Raw genomic sequence first — 17,076 nt, forward strand, 5'->3', positions numbered from 1 at the left:
CGGCGCGCAGGCGGCGCGGCTCCCGGGATCAGCCGCGTATCTCGGAGTGGTTGTCGACAGCCGGCTCGGCGCTCGCCCCGCCGCGCAGACGTGCCTCGAGCCCGTCGAGCACCGAGATCAGGCCGAAGTCGAAGGCCACCGCGCGGGCGACGGTCGGGTCGGTCGTCACGGTGTCGCGGTAATCGTCGATGAGATCGGGAAAGTCGGCGCCGTTGGCTTCCAGTACGGGCAGCACCGCCGCCGGGTCGATACTGGCATCGCCATAGGCGTTGTTCCAGGCGATAAGGGGCAGCACCTGGCCGAGAACGAACGAGAACAGCGTCCCGGTGGCGAGATAGACGTCGTTGCCCTGGAATCCCGCGCCGACGAAGGTGCGGCGCAATCGGTCGGTCAACCGCAGCGAATTGGGGCCGATGCTGGGTAGATGGCCCAACAGCTCGGCGGCCCACGAATGGTTCATCATGGTGTCGCGCAGGCTGTAGGCGAATCCGGTCGCCACCCCGCGCCATGACGTCTGCTCCGGTTCCGGAACCTGCACCTTTCCCCAGAACTCGTCGAGGACCAGCTCGAGCAGCTCGTCCTTGTTCGCCACATACCAGTAGAGGCTGGTCGCGCCCGCGCCGAGCCGAGCGCCGAGCTTGCGCATGCTCAAGGCGGCCATCCCCTCGGCATCGAGGAGGGTGAGCGCGGCCTCCACGATCTGTTCACGGCCGAGACCCGAGGACTTGGGCTGGCGGGGTTCGCGGCTCCACACCGACTCGAACTGCTTGGTCACGGCCTCATTCTATATTCGCTCGCACACCGTTCGATTATCTCGTACGCTGTGCGAGTGGAATCGAACGTTGTACGAGACCCGCGGCGCTGGTTGATCCTCGGGGTTCTCTGTCTGTCCTTGTTGGTGCTGATGATCGACGGCACGGTGTTGAACCTCGCGATTCCGTCGCTGATCCGGGAGCTGGGTGCCACCCCGTCGGATGTGCAGTGGATCCTGGACGCCTACGTGCTGGTTTTCGCCGGTCTGCTGCTCACCGCTGGCAGCCTCTCGGACCGGTTCGGGCGGCGCCGGATGCTCGTTCTCGGCCTTGCCGTCTTCGGGGTGGCCTCGCTGGCGGCGGTGCTGGCGACCGAACCCTGGCAGGTGATCGGGGCACGGGCGGCGATGGGCGTGGGCGGGTCGCTGCTGATGCCGTCGACGCTGTCGATCCTGATGACCACCTTCGACCAGGACGAACGGCGGCTGGCGATGGCCGCGTGGACGACGGTGTCGATGGTCGGCATCGTCGCGGGCCCGACGCTCGGCGGCCTTCTGCTCGAGCACTACTGGTGGGGTTCGGTGTTCCTGATCAACATTCCGGTGGCGATCCTGGCGATCGTGGCCGCGCTGGTGCTGATGCCGGAAACGACGGGGGAGCAGCGTCCGGTCGACCTGGTCGGGGTGCTGTTGTCGATCCTGGCGCTGGTGTCGGCGGTGTATGTGATCATCGAGCGCGAATGGAACCTGCCGGTGATCGGTCTGGCCGTGGTGGCCGCCGTCGCGTTCGTGGTGTGGGAGAGCCGGTCCGAGCATCCGATGCTACCGCTGGCGGTGTTCCGCAATCGCGATTTCACCGGCACCTGCCTGACCTTGTTGCTGATGGTCTTCGGTATGGGCGCGATCATGTTCATGCTCACCCAGTATCTGCAATTCGTGCTCGGCTACGGGCCGATGAAGGCCGGGCTGGCGCTGCTGCCGTACGCGGTGGCCGCTGCGGTGTGCAACGGGCTCGGCGCCACCCTCGGCAAGAAGTTGAGCAACAAGACCCTCATCGTGAGTGGTCTGCTGGTGATGGGCGTGGCGTTCGTGGTGCTGGCGACGGGCACCGGCTACGGCGCGGTGCTGATGAGCATGCTGATCATGGGCATCGGCGGTGGCCTCGCCGGACCGTCGGCCTACGCGGCCATCATGAGCGCCATCCCGCTCGAACACGCGGGTGTCGGGTCGGCCATGAACGACACCTTGCAGCAGGTGGGTATGGCGATCAGTATCGCGGTGCTCGGCAGCGTGCTCGCCGGGGTGTTCACCGCGAACATGCCGTCCGATGCGCCGGAGCCGGCCCGCGAATCCATCGGTGCCGCTTTCGAACTCGGCTACACCGAACCGGCGAAGCTGGCCTTCACCGAGGCGATGTCGACCGGGGCGTGGATCAGCGCGGGCTTCAGCGTCGCGGCCGCCGTGCTCGGCCTGGTGCTGCTGCGTGCCCGGCCACCGCAGGCGGTGGCACCGGAGCCGGTCGCGGTGCAGAGCTGAACGCTGGGCGGGTGCGTGCCGTCGCTGCCGCGCACCCGCCCACTGCGGCCCCGAATTCGGCTGCCGCGCACCCGCGCGCAGCGGTCGGGCGCTCAGGGCGAGGAGTATCCTCGGAGACCGGACCGTACCGGTAGGGACCTTCGGTCCCCCTGCGAAAGTGGATCTGCGGTCCCCGACGAAGGAGCCGCTGTGATGCCTGTGCCGCTGCGTGACAGCGCGATTCCCAAACATGAACAGCTGCGTGCCATCCTGCTGCACAAGTGCACCCGCGAACTGCAGCCGGGCGATCTGCTGACCAGTGAACGCAATCTGATGCAGGACTACGGCGTCAGCCGGATCACCGTGCGCGAGGCGATCGGCCAGCTGGTCAACGAAGGTCATCTGATACGGGTGCGCGGCAAGGGGACCTTCGTCGCGCATCGGCCCGTCCAGTCGCGGCTGCATCTGGCGTCGTTCACCGAGGAGATGCGCGCCCAGGGACACCACCCGACGACGGTGGTCCTGATCGCCGAGGAAGATGCGGTGCCCGAGGCTTCGGCGCGGGCACTCGGCCTGGGCGAGGGTGCGCGCGGCTATCACATCAAGCGGCTGCGCCTGGCCGACGGCGAACCGGTGAGCGTGGACGACGGCTGGTTCCATGCCGAGCTGCTGCCGGGGTTGATCGAGGTGGATCTGACCGCCTCCATTTATCAGACCTGCGCCGACCGCTACGGACGCCCGATCGAACGCGCCACCCAGACCGTCGACGCCACCGCCGCCGACGCGGGCATCGCCGCACTGCTCGGTGTGAAAAGGAATGCGCCGGTGCTGCATTTCGACCGCACATCGTTCAGCGCTGGGGCCGCGGTCGAGCACACGCAGAGCTGGTACCGCTCGGATCGCTACCGGTTGCAGATGGAGGTCGGACAGGAGCGCACCTGACCGTTCAGGGGGGTGCCGCACGGCAACCGGGTGCGACGGTGGCCGACCCGGGCCGCAGGCCTCCGCCGCGGTGCGTCAGCGCGGTTCGGGGGTCCAATCGAACAGCGTCGCACCGGTGTCCACCTGAGTCCCGAGGGTGCCGGGGTCGACGGAATCCCGCGCCGAATCCATCACCACGATCGGGCAGAGGGCCGAATATCCGGTGCCGTCGATCTCGGTCGGATCGAATCGCACGATCGGTGTGCCGGCGTCGACGTGATCGCCTTCCGCGGCGAGCAGGGCGAACCCGGCCCCCGCGAGCTTCACCGTGTCGATCCCCAGGTGCGTGAGCACTCCGGCACCGTCGGCACCGAGGACGATGAACGCGTGCGGATGCAGTTTCACGATCGTGCCCGCGATCGGCGCACGGACGTCGAGGGCGCCGCGATCACGGGCCGGGTCGATGGCCACACCCGAGCCGACCAGCTGACCGGCGAACACCGGATCGGGCACGTCGGCAAGGGCGAGGACCCGCCCGGGAAGTGGGGCCAGGACCCGTACCGTCACAGCAGGTCCTCGATGTCTTCGGCCAGCGTATCGGCCACCGGCCCCACCACGACCTGCACGACCGAACCGGACCTGAACACGCCGTGCGCGCCGGCCGCTGTGAGCGCCGCCTCGTCCACCAGGCTGCCGTCCTTGACCTCGGTGCGCAGCCGGGTGATGCAGGCTTCGATCTCGACGATATTGTCGGCGCCGCCGAGGCCGCTGATGATGGCGTCCGCTGTGGACATGTGTTCTCCCTCGTTGGCTTTCCCGTGCCGGCGCCGGGTGTTACCTGGATCATAAGGACCGATTGACATCGGGCCACTACCTGGTCAAACTGACAACTGGTTATGACCGGACATTACCCGTCGGACGCCCGGCCCGCCCCAGTTTCCGCCGGATCCGCGAGCGTGCCTCCGGTGGCTCCAGCACGGCGTAGCGCCGCGTTCCGGCGACGAAGAAGGTCGAGATGACGGTCGTAGACAGCCCGAACAAGGAATCGGCGGCACTCGCCGGTTGGCAGCGCCTCGGACGCAGTCTCATGTTGCCGATCGCGGTGCTGCCCGCCGCGGGCATCCTGTTGCGACTCGGCCAGGACGATCTGCTGGGCCGGTTCTCGGCACTCGACAGCGCCGCCAGCGTCGTCTCGGCCGCCGGGCAGGCCGTATTCACGTGGCTGCCATTGATTTTCGCGGTCGGTATCGCCATCGGATGGGCGCGGAAATCCGACGGCTCGACCGCGCTGGCCGCCGTCGTCGGCTACATGGTGGTCGACGGCGTCTTCGAGGCGATGTCACCGATCGTGCTCGAGGGGGAGACCGATCCGAAGGGCGGCCAGGCGATGATCGATTACGGCGTGCTCGCCGGCATCGTGATGGGTGTGCTCTCGGCGCTGCTGTGGCAGCGGTTCTATCGCACCAAGCTGCCCGACTACCTCGGGTTCTTCAACGGACGGCGGTTGGTGCCGATCCTCACCGCCGTCACCGGTCTGGCGATCGGCGTGCTCATGGCCTTCGCCTACCCGCTCTTCAATGCGGGGCTCACCTGGGTCGGCGAGACCGTCGCGGAGAACTCCGTGGTGGGCGGCGGGATCTACGGCACCGCCAACCGGTTGCTGATTCCGACCGGACTGCACCACATCCTCAATACGACCGTGTGGTTCTTGATCGGCGACTACGAGAACGCGCAGGGTCAGATCGTGCGCGGTGACCTCAACCGCTTCTTCGCCGGCGATCCGACCGCAGGCACCTTCATGACCGGCTTCTTCCCGATCATGATGTTCGCACTACCCGCGGCGGCCCTGGCCATCTGGCGCAACGCGCGCCCCTCGCAACGCAAGCTCGTCGGCGGGATCATGCTCTCCACCGCGCTGACGGCGTTCCTCACCGGGATCACCGAACCGCTGGAATTCTCCTTCATGTTCGTGGCGTGGCCGCTGTATGTGGTGCACGCGATCCTGACCGGTACCTCGCACGCGCTGGTCAACGCTCTCGGCATCCACGACGGCTTCACCTTCTCGGCAGGATTCATCGACTACGCCCTGAACTTCGGCAAGGCCACCGACGCCTGGCTGCTGATCCCCATCGGCCTCGGCTACGCGGTGCTCTACTACCTGCTGTTCAGCTTCGTGATCAAGAAATGGAACCTGCGCACCCCTGGCCGCGAAGCCGATACCGATGCCGAAATCCGCGGCGCAGGAACCGGATCGGATCAACGTCTGCCCGGTGCGACGCGCGAGCCACGCGCCACCGAGACCGATGCGCCGGCTGAAGGCGAGTCCGGCGCCGCGGACAGCGACACGCGCGGGGCGGAGGTCGGGACCGGCACCGCGCAGATCCGGACCGGCAGGAGCGAGACGGTGGAGCCTGCCGAGGACGCGCCGTCGGAGGCGCGGATCGACGCCGATAACCCGAGGAAGGGCGAAGATCGGTGATCATGACCGAACCCGCTGCCGGCGCCGGGACGACGACCGCCTGCCCCGTCATGGTGGCCGGAGCGCCCGTGTCGCGGTCATCGGCGGGAGCGTGCGGGCGGTGCTGAGCGTCGGTGGCGCGGCCCGTGGTGGCTCGCCGACCCTGTTGCGCGGGAGGGTGGTCGGCGCGGTGGCCGCAGCCGGGGGCAGCGATATCGCCGACGGCGTCGTCGCGATCGACGGTGCGCGGATCTCCTGGGTGGGGCCGGCGGCAGCGTATCCGGGTCGCACCCCGTTACCGCCGCCCGGCGACTCGATCCTGTTGCCCGGCCTGATCGATCTGCACTGTCACGGGGGCGCCGGTGCCGGATTCCCCGACTCCGATGCGGGCGGAGCGCGCCGTGCGGTGGCCCACCATCGTGCGCACGGAACCACCGCGCTGCTGGGCAGTCTGGTGTCCGCCCCGCCGGCGGATCTGCTGCGGCAGGCAGCGGTCCTGGCCGACTTGGTGGAGCGCGGCGAGTTGCTCGGCATTCATCTGGAGGGCCCGTTTCTGAGCCGGGCCCGGTGCGGCGCACAGGATCCGGCCGCGATCATTCCGGGCGACCCGGAACTGTTCGAGCGGATCTGTCTGGCCGCGCGCGGTACTGTCCGCTCGATGACCGTCGCCCCGGAAACGTCGAACTTCACCGGGCTGCTCGCCGCCATGCGCGAGCACCATGTGCTGCCGAGCCTCGGCCACACCGATGCCGACGCGGCCACCACCGCTGCCCGCATCGCCGACGCCGCCGGCGCGCCGCTGACCGCGACGCACCTGTTCAATGGGATGCCGCCACTGCACCATCGGGCGCCGGGACCGGCGGCCGCCTTCCTGGCCGCTGCCGCACGCGGCGAGCTCGTCGTCGAACTGATCGCCGACGGCGTGCACCTGGCCCCGGACACCGTCGCCATGGTCTTCGACACCGTCGGCCCCGACCGGATCGCTCTGGTCAGCGATGCGATGGCCGCGGCGGGGATGGGCGACGGTGATTACCGGCTCGGCCCATTGCGGGTGCGCGTGGAGCAGGCGGTGGCGCGGGTGGTCGTCGCCGAGGACGCCGCGGGCCCGATCGCCGGCGGCACCATGCGGCTGCTCGACGTGGTGCGCCACACCGTCGACGCGGCCGGTGTGCCACTGGCGGATGCCGTGGCTGCGGCCACCCGCACTCCGGCGACGGTGCTCGGCCTCGAGCACGAACGCGGCGTACTCGCCCCCGGCTACCGCGCCGACGTGATCGTCACCGACCCCACTGTGCGCGTGCGCCACGTCTACACCGCGGGCGTTCGGGCCGAGACGGAAGGAACCGCATGGAAATCGTGATCCGCGACGACGAACAGCAGGTCGCGACGACGGTTGCCGATATCGTCGAAGGCTATGTGCGCCGCGGTGCGGCGACCCTCGGTCTCGCCACCGGATCCTCGCCGCTGAGCAGCTACCGTGAACTCGTCCGGCGTCATCGCGAGCACGGCCTGGATTTCTCGGCGTGCACCGCCTTCCTGCTCGACGAATACGTCGGTCTGCCGAAAGATCATCCGCAGTCCTATTGCTCGGTGGTCCGCGCCGAGTTCACCGACCACGTGAACCTCGATCCGGCGCGCGTGTTCGGTCCGGACGGGGAAGCCGCCGATACCGGGGCCGAAGCGCAACGCTACGACGCCGCCATCGCCGCCTGCGGAGGCGTCGATGTGCAGCTGCTCGGCATCGGCACCGACGGCCATATCGGGTTCAACGAACCCAGCTCCGCGCTGACCTCACGCACCCGGGTCAAAACCCTGACCGCCCAGACCCGCCGCGATAACGCGCGCTTCTTCGACGGCGCCGACGCGGTGCCACGACATGTGCTGACCCAGGGGCTCGGCACGATCGGCGAGGCACGCCATCTGGTGATGATCGCCGTCGGCGCACGGAAGGCCGACGCCATCGCGGCCGCGGTGGAGGGCCCGCTGACCGCGTTCTGCCCGGCCTCGATCATGCAGTGGCATCGCCACGTCACGGTGGTCATCGACGAGGCCGCCGCGGGCGCGTTGCGTCTGGCCGATTACTACCGCTACGCCCTCGAACACAAGCCGAGCTGGCAGAGCTTCTGAGGAGCTCGGCGCGGGCCGCCGGACCGGAAGTGGCGGATGCAGCCCGGGCGCGGCACACTCGACGCCGTGAAACGCATGTCATTCGCAGGGCGCGGCCGTGATCGAGGTGATCGGCGGTGAACGCGCTCGCGCGGGGTGAGAACCGTCCGGCGCCGGCGGATCGGATGACGGTGACCGTGAGCTGCTCGACGCCGGTCGACGTCTCGGCGCTGCTGCTCGGCACGGACGGCAAGGTCCGTGCCGACGGCGACTTCGTCTTCTTCAATCAGCCCGTCGGCCCCGGCGTCGTCTACCGGCACGGCCGCGGCGCGGGCGATATGGTCGATGTGCAGACCAGTGCGCTGCCCGCCGACGTCGACCGCGTCGTCGTCACCGCCAGTCTGGACGGATCCGGCCCGGCCACCTTCGCTGCCGCCGGTTCGCTGGTCGCGACCATCGCCTCCGATGCGGGCACCCTCACGTTCCCGGTCTCCGGGCTGACCACCGAATCGGCCGTGGTGTGCGTGGAGATCTATCGCCGCGGTGGCGGCTGGAAGGTTCGCGCGGTCGGCCAGGGCTACGACAACGGCCTGGCGGGCATCGCGACCGCCTTCGGCGTGAACGTCGACGACGCGCCCGCCCCCGCGCCGGCTCCGAGCGCCGGCCCGCGGACCGACCAGACGATGGTCGCGCCGTCGCGCACCGACCCGACCGTGGTCGCGCAGCCGTATCCACCCGCGCCTGCCTACCCGCCCGCTGCGCCCTATCCGGGTGGTCAGCCGCCCACCGCGCACCCGCACCAGCCCGCGCCGCCCTACCCACCCGCGCCGTCGTATCTGCCGGCGCCCGCGTATCCCGCTGAGCCGCAGCCCTATTCGGCGCCTGCTCAGCAGCCGCCCACCGCCCATCCGGTTCCGTCCACGTTCTCGTCCCAGCAAGGAGCGCTGCCGATGCACAGCGATCTGTTCGATCCGCGCCACGCCGAGGTTTCCGGTGTCGGTATCCAGAAACAGGGCGGCAAGATGATCAAGGTCGCCGTCAACGGTGAGGTCATGGCGCGGGCCGGGTCGATGGTGGCCTACCAGGGGGAGTTGCAGTTCCAGGCGCTCGGTTCCGGCGGCATCGGACGCGCCATCCAGCAGCGACTCACCGGTGAAGGTGTGCCGCTGATGAAGGTGACGGGGCGCGGCGACCTGTTCCTGGCCAACAGCGCCGCCGACGTGCACACCATCGATCTCGACGGCACCGACGGCCTCACCATCAACGGCGCCAATGTGCTGGCCTTCGACTCGACCCTGACCTACAACATCGGCCGGGTGCAGGGCGCCGCGGGCGTGGCAAGCAACGCCGGACTGTTCAACTGCGTATTCACCGGACGCGGCCGGATCGCCATCACCAGTCACGGGGCGCCGGTGGTGCTCAACGTCGACCAGCCGACCTACGCCGACCCGCAGGCCGCGGTCGCGTGGTCGTCGAGCCTGCAGACCGGCATCAAACGCAACGATTCCTTCGGCCTCGGCCGGCTCATGGGCCGCAGCACCGGCGAGGGCACGACACTGGCGTTCTCCGGCCGCGGATTCGTCATCGTGCAGCCCTCGGAACTGCCGCCGGGCGGGCTGCTCGGCGGTACCGGCGGCGGCCAGGAAGCCGGGCACAGCGGTGGCATGTTCGGCGGGCTGCTCGGCTGACCGCCGGGCGCGTATGACCTCCGAGGTCATCGCCATCACGACCGGCCGCGATTAGCGTCGAGACCGTTGGCGGTTCGACGATGGGAGCGGTGATGGGCAGACGCGGTGAGCAGGTCGCGGTGACCGAGGGTGTGCTGCGGCACGGAATGCCCTACCTCGCGTTCGGCAGCGGGCAACCGCTAGTCTTCCTGCGCTGGTTCACTCCCGACCACGCCAACCCGACGGGGTGGATGCGCTCATCGGAACTGAAGAAGCTGTCCGGGTTGGCTCGCCATTTCCGGGCGTACGCCGTGGGCCGGGCGCCGGGAACGCCCGCCGGTGCCACCATGGCCGATCTCGCCGCCGAACACGCCGACGCGTTGCGCACCGAGTTCGGCGGGCCGGTCGATGTGCTCGGGGTGTCGTCCGGTGGTTCGATCGCCCTGCAACTGGCCGCCGACCATCCCGAGGTGGTGCGCACGCTGATCGTCGCGTCGGCGGCGTGCCGGCTGGATCCGGCGCTGCGGATCGGGCAGCGGCGCTACGCGGAGGCGGTGCTGGCGGGTAGGCGGGGGCTGCATCACCTGGCGGTGGTCAGCGTCGGGAATCCGGTGGGAGCGCGACTGGCCGGGGCCGCGATGTGGTTGCTGGATCCGATGATGCGTCCGGAGGTGCCCGCCGACACCTATCGCTTCCTGCTCGCCGAAGACGGATTCGATGTCACCGCACGCCTCGGCGAGATCACCGTGCCGACGTTGATCATCGGCGGTGAACGCGACGCCTCCTATAGCGCCGCGACCTTCCGGCGCACCGCCGACGGCATCCCCGGCGGGCGGCTCATCCTGTATCCGGGCACCAGTCACATGGGCGTGTTGACCCATCCGGATTTCGTCGACGACGTCGTCGATTTCGTCGACCGGAACCCGGCGCCCCGACAGCGGCGGTGACTGAGCACTCACCCTCGCGGTGACCGGGGCGGATCAGCAAACCTGAGAGAACTCATAGCTTTGCCACAGGCTACGACCAGGCGTGACCGGCATCCTGAACCGAGCAGACACTCTCGGTGATAGTGGAGGTGCACGATGGTCGAGCTCGAGGTCACAGGTACCACGGTGACGGTTCATGTGCTCGGAGCGCATCGCCTGCTGTCGCTGCGCGACCAGATCCGGTTCGATCTGGCCTCGGTCACCGCGGTAGCTCCCGCCGAAATCGACCGCCGCCCGCCCTGGGTCCGCGCGCCCGGCACCTTCTTCCCCGGCGTGATCGCGGCGGGCACCTTCCGCGGTAAGGGCCGCAAGGAGTTCTGGGACACCGCCTTCGACGGCCGCGGCGTCCGCATCGATCTCGCCGGCGCCGACTTCACCCGTCTGGTCGTCGATGTCGCGAACCCGGACGAGGTCCTGCGCCTGTTGGCGACAGCGGCCGCCGCCTGAGAAGGGTCACCCACCGCGTTCTCGCGGAGCGGCGGGCCTGCTGTACGACACCCGCCTGGCGTCCTGGTTCAGCGGCTTTGTTTCCCGATATCGGCCCGTCGCGCCATGTCTCCAGAACTAGCCAAATTTGGCTAATGCCGAATCCGGCGTTACGCTGGACTCTATTAGCCAAATTTGGCTAGTCATTTCAGGAGGTGTGCGGTGAAGCCTGTTCAGCTAATGGCCCTCGGTGCGCTACGCCGAAGGGGGCGCGCGCACGGATATCAGATTCGCGCGGATCTCGAGTCCTGGGGCGCGCACGAATGGTCGACAGCCACTTCGGGTTCGGTGTATCACGCGCTCAAGAGCATGGCCGCCAAGCAACTGCTGACCGTGCACGAGAGCGCGGCCTCGGAGGCCGGGGGACCGCCGCGGATCGAATACGAGCTGACCGCCGACGGCGAGCGTGAGTACTTCGCGCTGCTGCGCCGAGCCCTGTCGGACCGCGAGCCCGGCCTGGACGTGCTCGGCGCCGCCGTCGGCCTGATCGACGACCTGCCCCGCGGCGAAGCCCTGGAGATGCTGCACCGGCGCGCCGCCGCGATGGACGAGTGGCGCCGCAGCATCACCGAACACCTGCCACCCGATACCGACCTCGACAGCTGGGGGCCGGTAGGCGAGGTCATCGCCTTGTGGCTGTCGACGGCCGACGCCGGCGCCGGATGGACCCGGCGACTGATCCGCCGGCTGGAGAACGGCGATTTCACCATGGCCGGCGAGACGCCGGTGCGACCGAGCCGCTAGCGGCCCACGCCAATTCCCCTCATCGCGACAAGGACACATCATGGCCGATGAGATCACCGTGCCGCTGCTGCCCTGCCGGTCGATCGACGAGATGGCCGAGTTCTACACGATGCTCGGCTTCACCCGCACCTACTACCAGACCCGGCCGAACCCGTACGTGTCGCTCGCGCGCGAGGATATGCGGCTGACTTCTTCGGTATGCCGGATTTCGATCCCGCGGATTCCTACGGGACCTGCCTGGTGATCGTGCCCGATACCAGGGATCTGTTCGATGCCTTCGCCGCGGGTATGCGGGCGGTGCACGGCAAACTGCTGGTCTCCGGTATCCCGCGGATGACGCGGCCGCGCAAGCGCAAGAACGCCGACAACCATTCCGGCTTCACCGTCATCGATCCCGGCGGCAACTGGATCAGGATCGTCGCCGCACCCGAGGCCGAGCGGGCCGCCGGCGGGAAACTGTCGATGACCCTGGCCCGCGCGGTCGTCATGGGTGATTCCCATGGCAAACATGTGCGAGCGGCCCAGATCCTGGACGCGGCGCTGGAACGGGACAGGGCCACCGCGACGGCCGCAGAACTGGTCGAGGCCCTGGCCTACCGCGCCGAACTCGCGATCCGGGCCGACGACACCGCGGCAGCCGTCGCCGCGCTGACCCGGGCCCGGGCGATCCCGCTCACCGAGGCCGACCGCGGCGCGCTCACCGAATCGCTGGCCGCCCTCGACGACATCGAGCTCGGCCTGCGCGCTACCCCGCAGCCCTGACCGACGCCGGAACGGACCAACCGGTGTGCCGGACCGCCGATCGGGCGACCGACGATTCCGTAGTATCGGGGCATGACCGAGCGCAAGCCGCCCGATCTGACCTTCGAGTCCTGGATCGACAAACAGGTGCGTGAAGCCACCGAACGCGGTGAGTTCGCGAACCTGGCCGGTGCGGGTCGACCGATTCCCGGTGCGGGCACCGGAGTGGACGAGAACTGGTGGCTGCGCGACTATCTGCGCCGCGAGGGTGTCCGCGCGGACGGCATGCTGCCGGAATCGCTGGTGCTGCGCCGCGAGATCGAGCAGATCCGCGAGACCGTGCGGGAATTCGAGACCGAACGAGAGGTGCGTACGGCGGTCTCCGAACTGAACCAGCGCATCGTGCGCTGGATACGCATGCCCACCCCGCCGCATGTGCCGATCGCCCCGGTCGACGCCGACGCCGTGCTCGACCGGTGGCGGGCCGAACGCACGCCAACGCCACCGGCGCGGGCTCGCCGGATGGATGAATCCGGCCCACGAACGTCCGGCCGGCGGCGGTGGTGGCAGCGCCGGCGTTGAGTCACCGGCGAGGATGAAGCCGGGCGCTCATGGTTCGCGGCGTGAGCAGTTCCGGTTGTTCTCGGGCTGGACCTTCACCCGGTCTTGTCCAGCACGATGTCCAGGATGCCGGCAATGCCCTGTGGGTCGATCGACACCGTGGGATCGTCCAGATACTGCCGAAGCGCTTGGTGCACGGCGGTCGCCGCGGGATCGCGTTCGAGCGCCCATCGAGCGGCCGCGGCTTTGCCGATATGACGCGCCGTCTCGGCGAAATACCATATGCGGCAGGCGGTGAGCACCATCAGCGCGGCGCTCTCGGCGTCGTCGGGGCGGGTGCGCCACGTCCGCAGCCAGTAGCGGCCCCGCTCGAGGATCCACTCTGGCGGTACCGCGCCGATCACCGCCTGCGGCGGCTCGCCGACCAGGGCGACGCCGTCCTGCCGGGCCATCGACAGTTCGGCGGGCAGGTCGGGATCTGCCGCCACCGACGGCTGCACCTCGACACCGAGGCCGGACCCGTCATAGCGGCCCACGTGCAGTTGAGCGGGCGGCGTCCGAGTGGGTGCGCCGGCGACCTCGGAGAGCACGACGTGCAGATCGATGCCGCTCGCCGGCCCCTTATCGGCCCGGCGTACCGCCGTCTCCAATGCGGTGCGCATCGCCTCGGTCAGCTGGGTGTCGCTGACCACCAGCAGATCGATATCACTGCGATGCGGCCGGAACTCCCCGGTGGCCAGCGAGCCGTGCAGAATCACCGATCTGGCCGCGGCGCCGATGATGGTCGAGCATGATTCGGCGAGCCGGGTGGCGGCCGCACGGGCGAGGGTGGCATCGGGGAGCGTCACCAGGTCATGGCTACCAGAGCGAATCCGGCCGATCCAGCGGATTTCTCGCCGAGCACAGTGCATGCGCTTGCGCGTGCGACGGTGAATTGTTGTGTGCCGCAGTGAGCTACGTACTGGACGCGGGCGGGTGACCGCCGGCGACCATGCTGCTGCGCTCCCATCCGCGGGCGAACATGCGCATGAGCGCCGGATAGACCAGGACGTACCGGAACGGCAGGATCGCCGCCATGTAGGCGCGGCCGAAGAAGCCGTTGGGTTTGACCATGACCGCCATCTGACCGCGATAGCCGCCGTTGTCGTCGGGGACCCAGCCGATGTGCATGAGGGCGTGCACGGTCCGGTTGGCCATCTCGGCGGCCCATTCGTCGTCGGTGCGATAGACCGACTGGAAGGGCACCGAATCGAAGGCGGGACCGCGCGCCCCGTCGCGCAGGTCGGCGGGGAGGCGGTCGCGCAGGCTGGGGACGCGGGCGCCGACACCGGAATCGTCGCGGTCCCAGCCGAGCAGGGCGCCGAGCTTCCAGCGGATCGCGAACAGTACCCGATAGATCAGTGCTGGTGACTCGCCATGCGCACGGTCGGGCGCGGCGATCGTGCTGACCAGACGGTCGAAATCGCCGGGCCCGCCGGGAGTGGGCAGCGCCCACACGTCCTCGACGGTGAAATCGGGGGCCACCTCGTGGATCCGCCAGGGCCGGGCGGTGTGTGCGCTGCGCGGGAGCCGCATCGTCGAGTCTCCATCCTTCAGTGGCCGGATCCGCACGCGGCCGGTGCCGGCAAATCGGTGGGTCGGCAGCGATACTCAAATATACGGTGCCGTATACGTTGATCGTAGCGGTGCCGCCCACGTTGTCAACGGCGTCGGCGATACTGAGGCTATGGTCGCCGTCACCCGAACCCCGAGGACCAGCTGGATCGAGCAGGGCCTGCGTGCGCTCGCCTCCGGCGGGCCGGACGCCGTCCGCGTCGAGGCGCTCGCGCAGGCGCTCGGCGTCACCAAAGGCGGGTTCTACGGCCATTTCGCCGACCGCAACGCCCTGCTCGAAGAGATGCTCGACACCTGGGAGCACGAGGCCACCTTCGACGTCCGGGAGCGGGTCGAACGCGAGGGCGGCGACGCGCGCGCCAAAGCCAGGCGTGCCGGTGTGCTCACCTTCTCCGACGACCGGCTGCGCCCGATCGATCTCGCCGTGCGCGATTGGGCCAGGCGCGACGCCGGCGTGGCCGAGCGGCTGCGCCGCGTCGACAACTATCGCATCGGCTATCTGCGAGAACTGCTGAGCACCTTCTGTTCCGACCCCGACGAGGTCGAAGCCCGCAGCCTGTTGGCCTTCAGTCTGGCGGTCGGCACCTACATGATCGCCGCCGAACACGAGGGGCGCACCCGGGAGCAGGTCCTCGACCGCGCCTCGGCGTTCCTGCTGCGTACCGAGCACGACACCGACGCGACCGAGACCGGATAGCCCGGTCGGCTGGCTAGGCTCGGGGCATGGGGCTCAGCGAGATCGCGGCCGAACTGTACGGACTCGACCCGGGCGAATTCGTCGCGGCACGCAAGGACCGGGCCGCACAGGCCAAACGAGCGGGCGACAGCGATCTCGCTGCCGCGGTGGCCGAACTGCGCAAACCGACCGTCGCCGCGTGGACGGTGAATCTGCTGGCCCGCGCGGCTCCCGACGAGGTCGACGCGCTGCTGCGGCTCGGCGAGGCCCTGCGCGAGGCCCAGCGCGAATTGTCCGGCGCTGACCTGCGGGCACTGACCAGGCAACGCCAGCAGGTGGTCACCGCGCTGGCCCGGCGCGCGGGCGAGCTGGCCGCCGAGCACGACCGGCCCGTCGGCGAACCGGTGCTGCGTGAGGTCGCCACCACCTTGACCGCCGCCCTGGCCGATCCCGAAGTGGCCGACCAGGTTCGCGACGGCACCCTGGCCACAGCGGCCACCTACGAAGGATTCGGTGACGCGGCTCCCGCGCTGACCGCGGTGCCCGATGCGGACACCGGTACGGGCCGTCGGGACCGCGCTCGCACCGCAGCCCGCCACGGGGCGCGCGGACGACGCCGAGCCGACCGTGCGGCCGAGCAACGCAAGGCTGCCGAGAACGAGCTGGACGAGGCACGACGCACCGCCGAATCGGCTCGCGCGGAGCAGGATTCGGCCGAACGCGACGCGGCCGACGCCGAGCGGCGCCTGCGCGAGGCCGACGAACTGGTCACTCGTCTGCGCGCGGAACTGACCGCGGCCGAGGAGCAGCATCGTTTCGCCCGTACCGCCGAACGCGCGGCCCGCGAGGCTGCCCGCACGGCCGCCACCGAACTCGAGCGTGCCCGGCGGCGCGTCGAGCGAGCCGAGCAGGCACTCGCCGATCACGAATCCGGCGAGTGACTACCGCCGGCGGCGCGGCGGTGACTTGCGCCGGACTCAGTCGCCCTCGATGCCCGCCGCATGGGTGGGTAGCCGCCGCAGCCCTGCCGACACCTCCTGCACCAGGCCGGTGTAGCTCTCCACCAGTTGCGCGAGCCGGCGTTCGGCGTCGTCGACGCCGGGACGATGCGCTGAGCCCTTCGCCTTCAGATGCCGAACGTGCATATAGGCGGCCACGATCCGGTCCACCACGGTGCCGAGGGTTTCGGTGTGCAGCACCGTGCCCCTGCGATGTTGCGGCACATGGTTTTCGGTCCACACGTCGATCGCGTGGATCAGCGAGTCCCGCGTTGCCGCGGAATCGGCGTTGTCCTCCGGCGCGGTGTAGGGGTGCAGGGTCGCCAGGTACCGTGCGCAGCGGGTCACGGGATGGCGATCGGCCGAAGTGCCTGCGGCGTCGGTCTGGTCGAGGGCGTCGATGAGATCCTGTGCGGTCGGCAGGCGGCCGGTGTCGAAGCCGGCTGCCCAGGGGAGGTCGTTGTCGGTCGTTCCGGTGGTCGAGTGCTGTCGTCGCATCGCTGGCCCGCCTCCGCCTAGCGCCCTCCCGCACTCGGACCCGTTCGGCCGCGCGGTGTCGCGGCCGGTGCGCAGGGGCGTGATGTGGACCAGGGTGTCACGGTGGGAGCCTTTCGGTTCGCGGTGGCCGTCCACGGCGCAGGCCGCCTCAGCGGGCGGAAGCCAGTTCCGTTCGGCCGATCAATGTCGGGTGATCTCGGGGGAGTGGGACCTCGGCCCGCGTCGAGATGCCGCCGCGCGGTCGGCTGGGGGCCGGGTGACGCGACTCTCCGAGGGCAGTGGTCCCGGCGCGCGACGAGGAGGACGGCTGCCGGGCCGTAACCGGCTGCCGCGCGTCACCGTGGACGTTGGATG

17 protein-coding genes and 2 pseudogenes are annotated in these 17,076 nt (G+C 69.6%); 13 read left to right on the plus strand and 6 right to left on the minus strand.

Annotated elements, in window-relative coordinates; translation table 11 throughout:
* Positions 1-28 precede the first annotated feature (28 nt).
* Entirely contained in the window at positions 29-775 is a 747-nt protein-coding gene (locus AC5W7N_RS13225) for a TetR/AcrR family transcriptional regulator (RefSeq protein WP_495923847.1), read from the minus strand.
* 54 nt (positions 776-829) lie between these two features.
* Here AC5W7N_RS13225 and AC5W7N_RS13230 point away from each other — a divergent pair, with 54 nt between their 5' ends.
* Positions 830-2,287 carry an MFS transporter gene (locus AC5W7N_RS13230; protein WP_194991898.1) on the plus strand — a complete coding sequence of 486 codons (1,458 nt, stop codon included), beginning with the start codon at positions 830-832 and terminating at the stop codon, positions 2,285-2,287.
* A gap of 189 nt (positions 2,288-2,476) precedes the next feature.
* Entirely contained in the window at positions 2,477-3,208 is a 732-nt protein-coding gene (locus AC5W7N_RS13235) for a GntR family transcriptional regulator (protein WP_495923849.1), read from the plus strand.
* Positions 3,209-3,283: 75 nt separating this feature from the next.
* Here AC5W7N_RS13235 and AC5W7N_RS13240 read toward each other — a convergent pair whose 3' ends face one another.
* Positions 3,284-3,754: a PTS sugar transporter subunit IIA gene (locus AC5W7N_RS13240; protein ID WP_163810878.1), complete on the minus strand. Its 471-nt coding sequence runs from the start codon at positions 3,752-3,754 to the stop codon at positions 3,284-3,286.
* Entirely contained in the window at positions 3,751-3,981 is a 231-nt protein-coding gene (locus tag AC5W7N_RS13245) for a PTS sugar transporter subunit IIB (protein WP_495923851.1), read from the minus strand. The genes AC5W7N_RS13240 and AC5W7N_RS13245 overlap by 4 nt, the downstream gene beginning before the upstream one ends.
* Positions 3,982-4,202: 221 nt before the next feature.
* Between AC5W7N_RS13245 and AC5W7N_RS13250 the strand changes: the two are divergent.
* The 9 genes and pseudogenes from AC5W7N_RS13250 to AC5W7N_RS13290 all read left to right on the plus strand — a co-directional run.
* Positions 4,203-5,432 (plus strand): annotated as a pseudogene (locus AC5W7N_RS13250) (PTS transporter subunit EIIC); the annotation flags it as partial.
* A gap of 337 nt (positions 5,433-5,769) precedes the next feature.
* Positions 5,770-7,005, plus strand: coding sequence for an N-acetylglucosamine-6-phosphate deacetylase (locus AC5W7N_RS13255; RefSeq protein ID WP_495924109.1), 1,236 nt, complete (start codon positions 5,770-5,772; stop codon positions 7,003-7,005).
* Positions 6,993-7,772 (plus strand): glucosamine-6-phosphate deaminase, encoded by a 780-nt coding sequence (nagB, locus tag AC5W7N_RS13260; protein WP_495923852.1) that lies wholly within the window; start codon positions 6,993-6,995, stop codon positions 7,770-7,772. The genes AC5W7N_RS13255 and nagB overlap by 13 nt, the downstream gene beginning before the upstream one ends.
* A 116-nt stretch (positions 7,773-7,888) precedes the next feature.
* On the plus strand, positions 7,889-9,439 hold the full coding sequence (locus AC5W7N_RS13265) for an AIM24 family protein (protein WP_495923854.1): 1,551 nt from the start codon (positions 7,889-7,891) through the stop codon (positions 9,437-9,439).
* Positions 9,440-9,531: 92 nt separating this feature from the next.
* Positions 9,532-10,365: an alpha/beta fold hydrolase gene (locus tag AC5W7N_RS13270; RefSeq protein WP_495923856.1), complete on the plus strand. Its 834-nt coding sequence runs from the start codon at positions 9,532-9,534 to the stop codon at positions 10,363-10,365.
* A 135-nt stretch (positions 10,366-10,500) separates the two neighbouring features.
* Positions 10,501-10,851 (plus strand): hypothetical protein, encoded by a 351-nt coding sequence (locus AC5W7N_RS13275; RefSeq protein ID WP_163810890.1) that lies wholly within the window; start codon positions 10,501-10,503, stop codon positions 10,849-10,851.
* Between the two features lie 201 nt (positions 10,852-11,052).
* Positions 11,053-11,634, plus strand: a complete 582-nt coding sequence (locus AC5W7N_RS13280) for a PadR family transcriptional regulator (protein ID WP_495923857.1) — start codon at positions 11,053-11,055, stop codon at positions 11,632-11,634.
* A gap of 109 nt (positions 11,635-11,743) precedes the next feature.
* Positions 11,744-12,396: pseudogene (locus tag AC5W7N_RS13285) on the plus strand (DUF8817 family protein).
* Positions 12,397-12,468: 72 nt separating this feature from the next.
* Positions 12,469-12,957 carry a DnaJ family domain-containing protein gene (locus AC5W7N_RS13290; RefSeq protein WP_194992606.1) on the plus strand — a complete coding sequence of 163 codons (489 nt, stop codon included), beginning with the start codon at positions 12,469-12,471 and terminating at the stop codon, positions 12,955-12,957.
* A gap of 74 nt (positions 12,958-13,031) precedes the next feature.
* On the opposite strand, the gene AC5W7N_RS13295 is transcribed toward AC5W7N_RS13290, so the two are convergent.
* A complete protein-coding gene (locus AC5W7N_RS13295) occupies positions 13,032-13,784 on the minus strand; it encodes an aminoglycoside adenylyltransferase domain-containing protein (RefSeq protein ID WP_194992605.1) in 753 nt (250 codons plus the stop codon).
* 106 nt (positions 13,785-13,890) lie between these two features.
* Complete coding sequence (locus tag AC5W7N_RS13300; RefSeq protein ID WP_163810897.1) at positions 13,891-14,511, minus strand: DUF2867 domain-containing protein; 621 nt, start codon at positions 14,509-14,511, stop codon at positions 13,891-13,893.
* Positions 14,512-14,662: 151 nt separating this feature from the next.
* Between AC5W7N_RS13300 and AC5W7N_RS13305 the strand changes: the two genes are divergently transcribed.
* Both AC5W7N_RS13305 and AC5W7N_RS13310 read left to right on the plus strand, forming a co-directional pair.
* Positions 14,663-15,247, plus strand: a complete 585-nt coding sequence (locus tag AC5W7N_RS13305; RefSeq protein ID WP_163810899.1) for a TetR/AcrR family transcriptional regulator — start codon at positions 14,663-14,665, stop codon at positions 15,245-15,247.
* 26 nt (positions 15,248-15,273) lie between these two features.
* The gene (locus AC5W7N_RS13310; RefSeq protein ID WP_280212735.1) at positions 15,274-16,167 is read left to right on the plus strand and encodes a hypothetical protein; all 894 of its coding nucleotides are present in this window, start codon (positions 15,274-15,276) and stop codon (positions 16,165-16,167) included.
* 36 nt (positions 16,168-16,203) lie between these two features.
* On the opposite strand, the gene AC5W7N_RS13315 is transcribed toward AC5W7N_RS13310, so the two are convergent.
* Positions 16,204-16,722: a DUF4254 domain-containing protein gene (locus AC5W7N_RS13315; protein WP_195007088.1), complete on the minus strand. Its 519-nt coding sequence runs from the start codon at positions 16,720-16,722 to the stop codon at positions 16,204-16,206.
* Positions 16,723-17,076: the final 354 nt, after the last annotated feature.

The sequence above is a fragment of the Nocardia sp. CDC519 genome (assembly GCF_059509835.1).

Bases quoted from the DNA above. Each gene is read 5' to 3' on its own strand.
- AC5W7N_RS13245 (WP_495923851.1), bottom strand. From the start codon at position 3,981: ATGTCCACAGCGGACGCCATCATCAGCGGCCTCGGCGGCGCCGACAAT.
- nagB (WP_495923852.1), top strand. From the start codon at position 6,993: ATGGAAATCGTGATCCGCGACGACGAACAGCAGGTCGCGACGACGGTT.
- AC5W7N_RS13270 (WP_495923856.1), top strand. From the start codon at position 9,532: ATGGGCAGACGCGGTGAGCAGGTCGCGGTGACCGAGGGTGTGCTGCGG.
- AC5W7N_RS13275 (WP_163810890.1), top strand. From the start codon at position 10,501: ATGGTCGAGCTCGAGGTCACAGGTACCACGGTGACGGTTCATGTGCTC.
- AC5W7N_RS13290 (WP_194992606.1), top strand. From the start codon at position 12,469: ATGACCGAGCGCAAGCCGCCCGATCTGACCTTCGAGTCCTGGATCGAC.
- AC5W7N_RS13300 (WP_163810897.1), bottom strand. From the start codon at position 14,511: ATGCGGCTCCCGCGCAGCGCACACACCGCCCGGCCCTGGCGGATCCAC.
- AC5W7N_RS13305 (WP_163810899.1), top strand. From the start codon at position 14,663: ATGGTCGCCGTCACCCGAACCCCGAGGACCAGCTGGATCGAGCAGGGC.
- AC5W7N_RS13310 (WP_280212735.1), top strand. From the start codon at position 15,274: ATGGGGCTCAGCGAGATCGCGGCCGAACTGTACGGACTCGACCCGGGC.
- AC5W7N_RS13315 (WP_195007088.1), bottom strand. From the start codon at position 16,722: ATGCGACGACAGCACTCGACCACCGGAACGACCGACAACGACCTCCCC.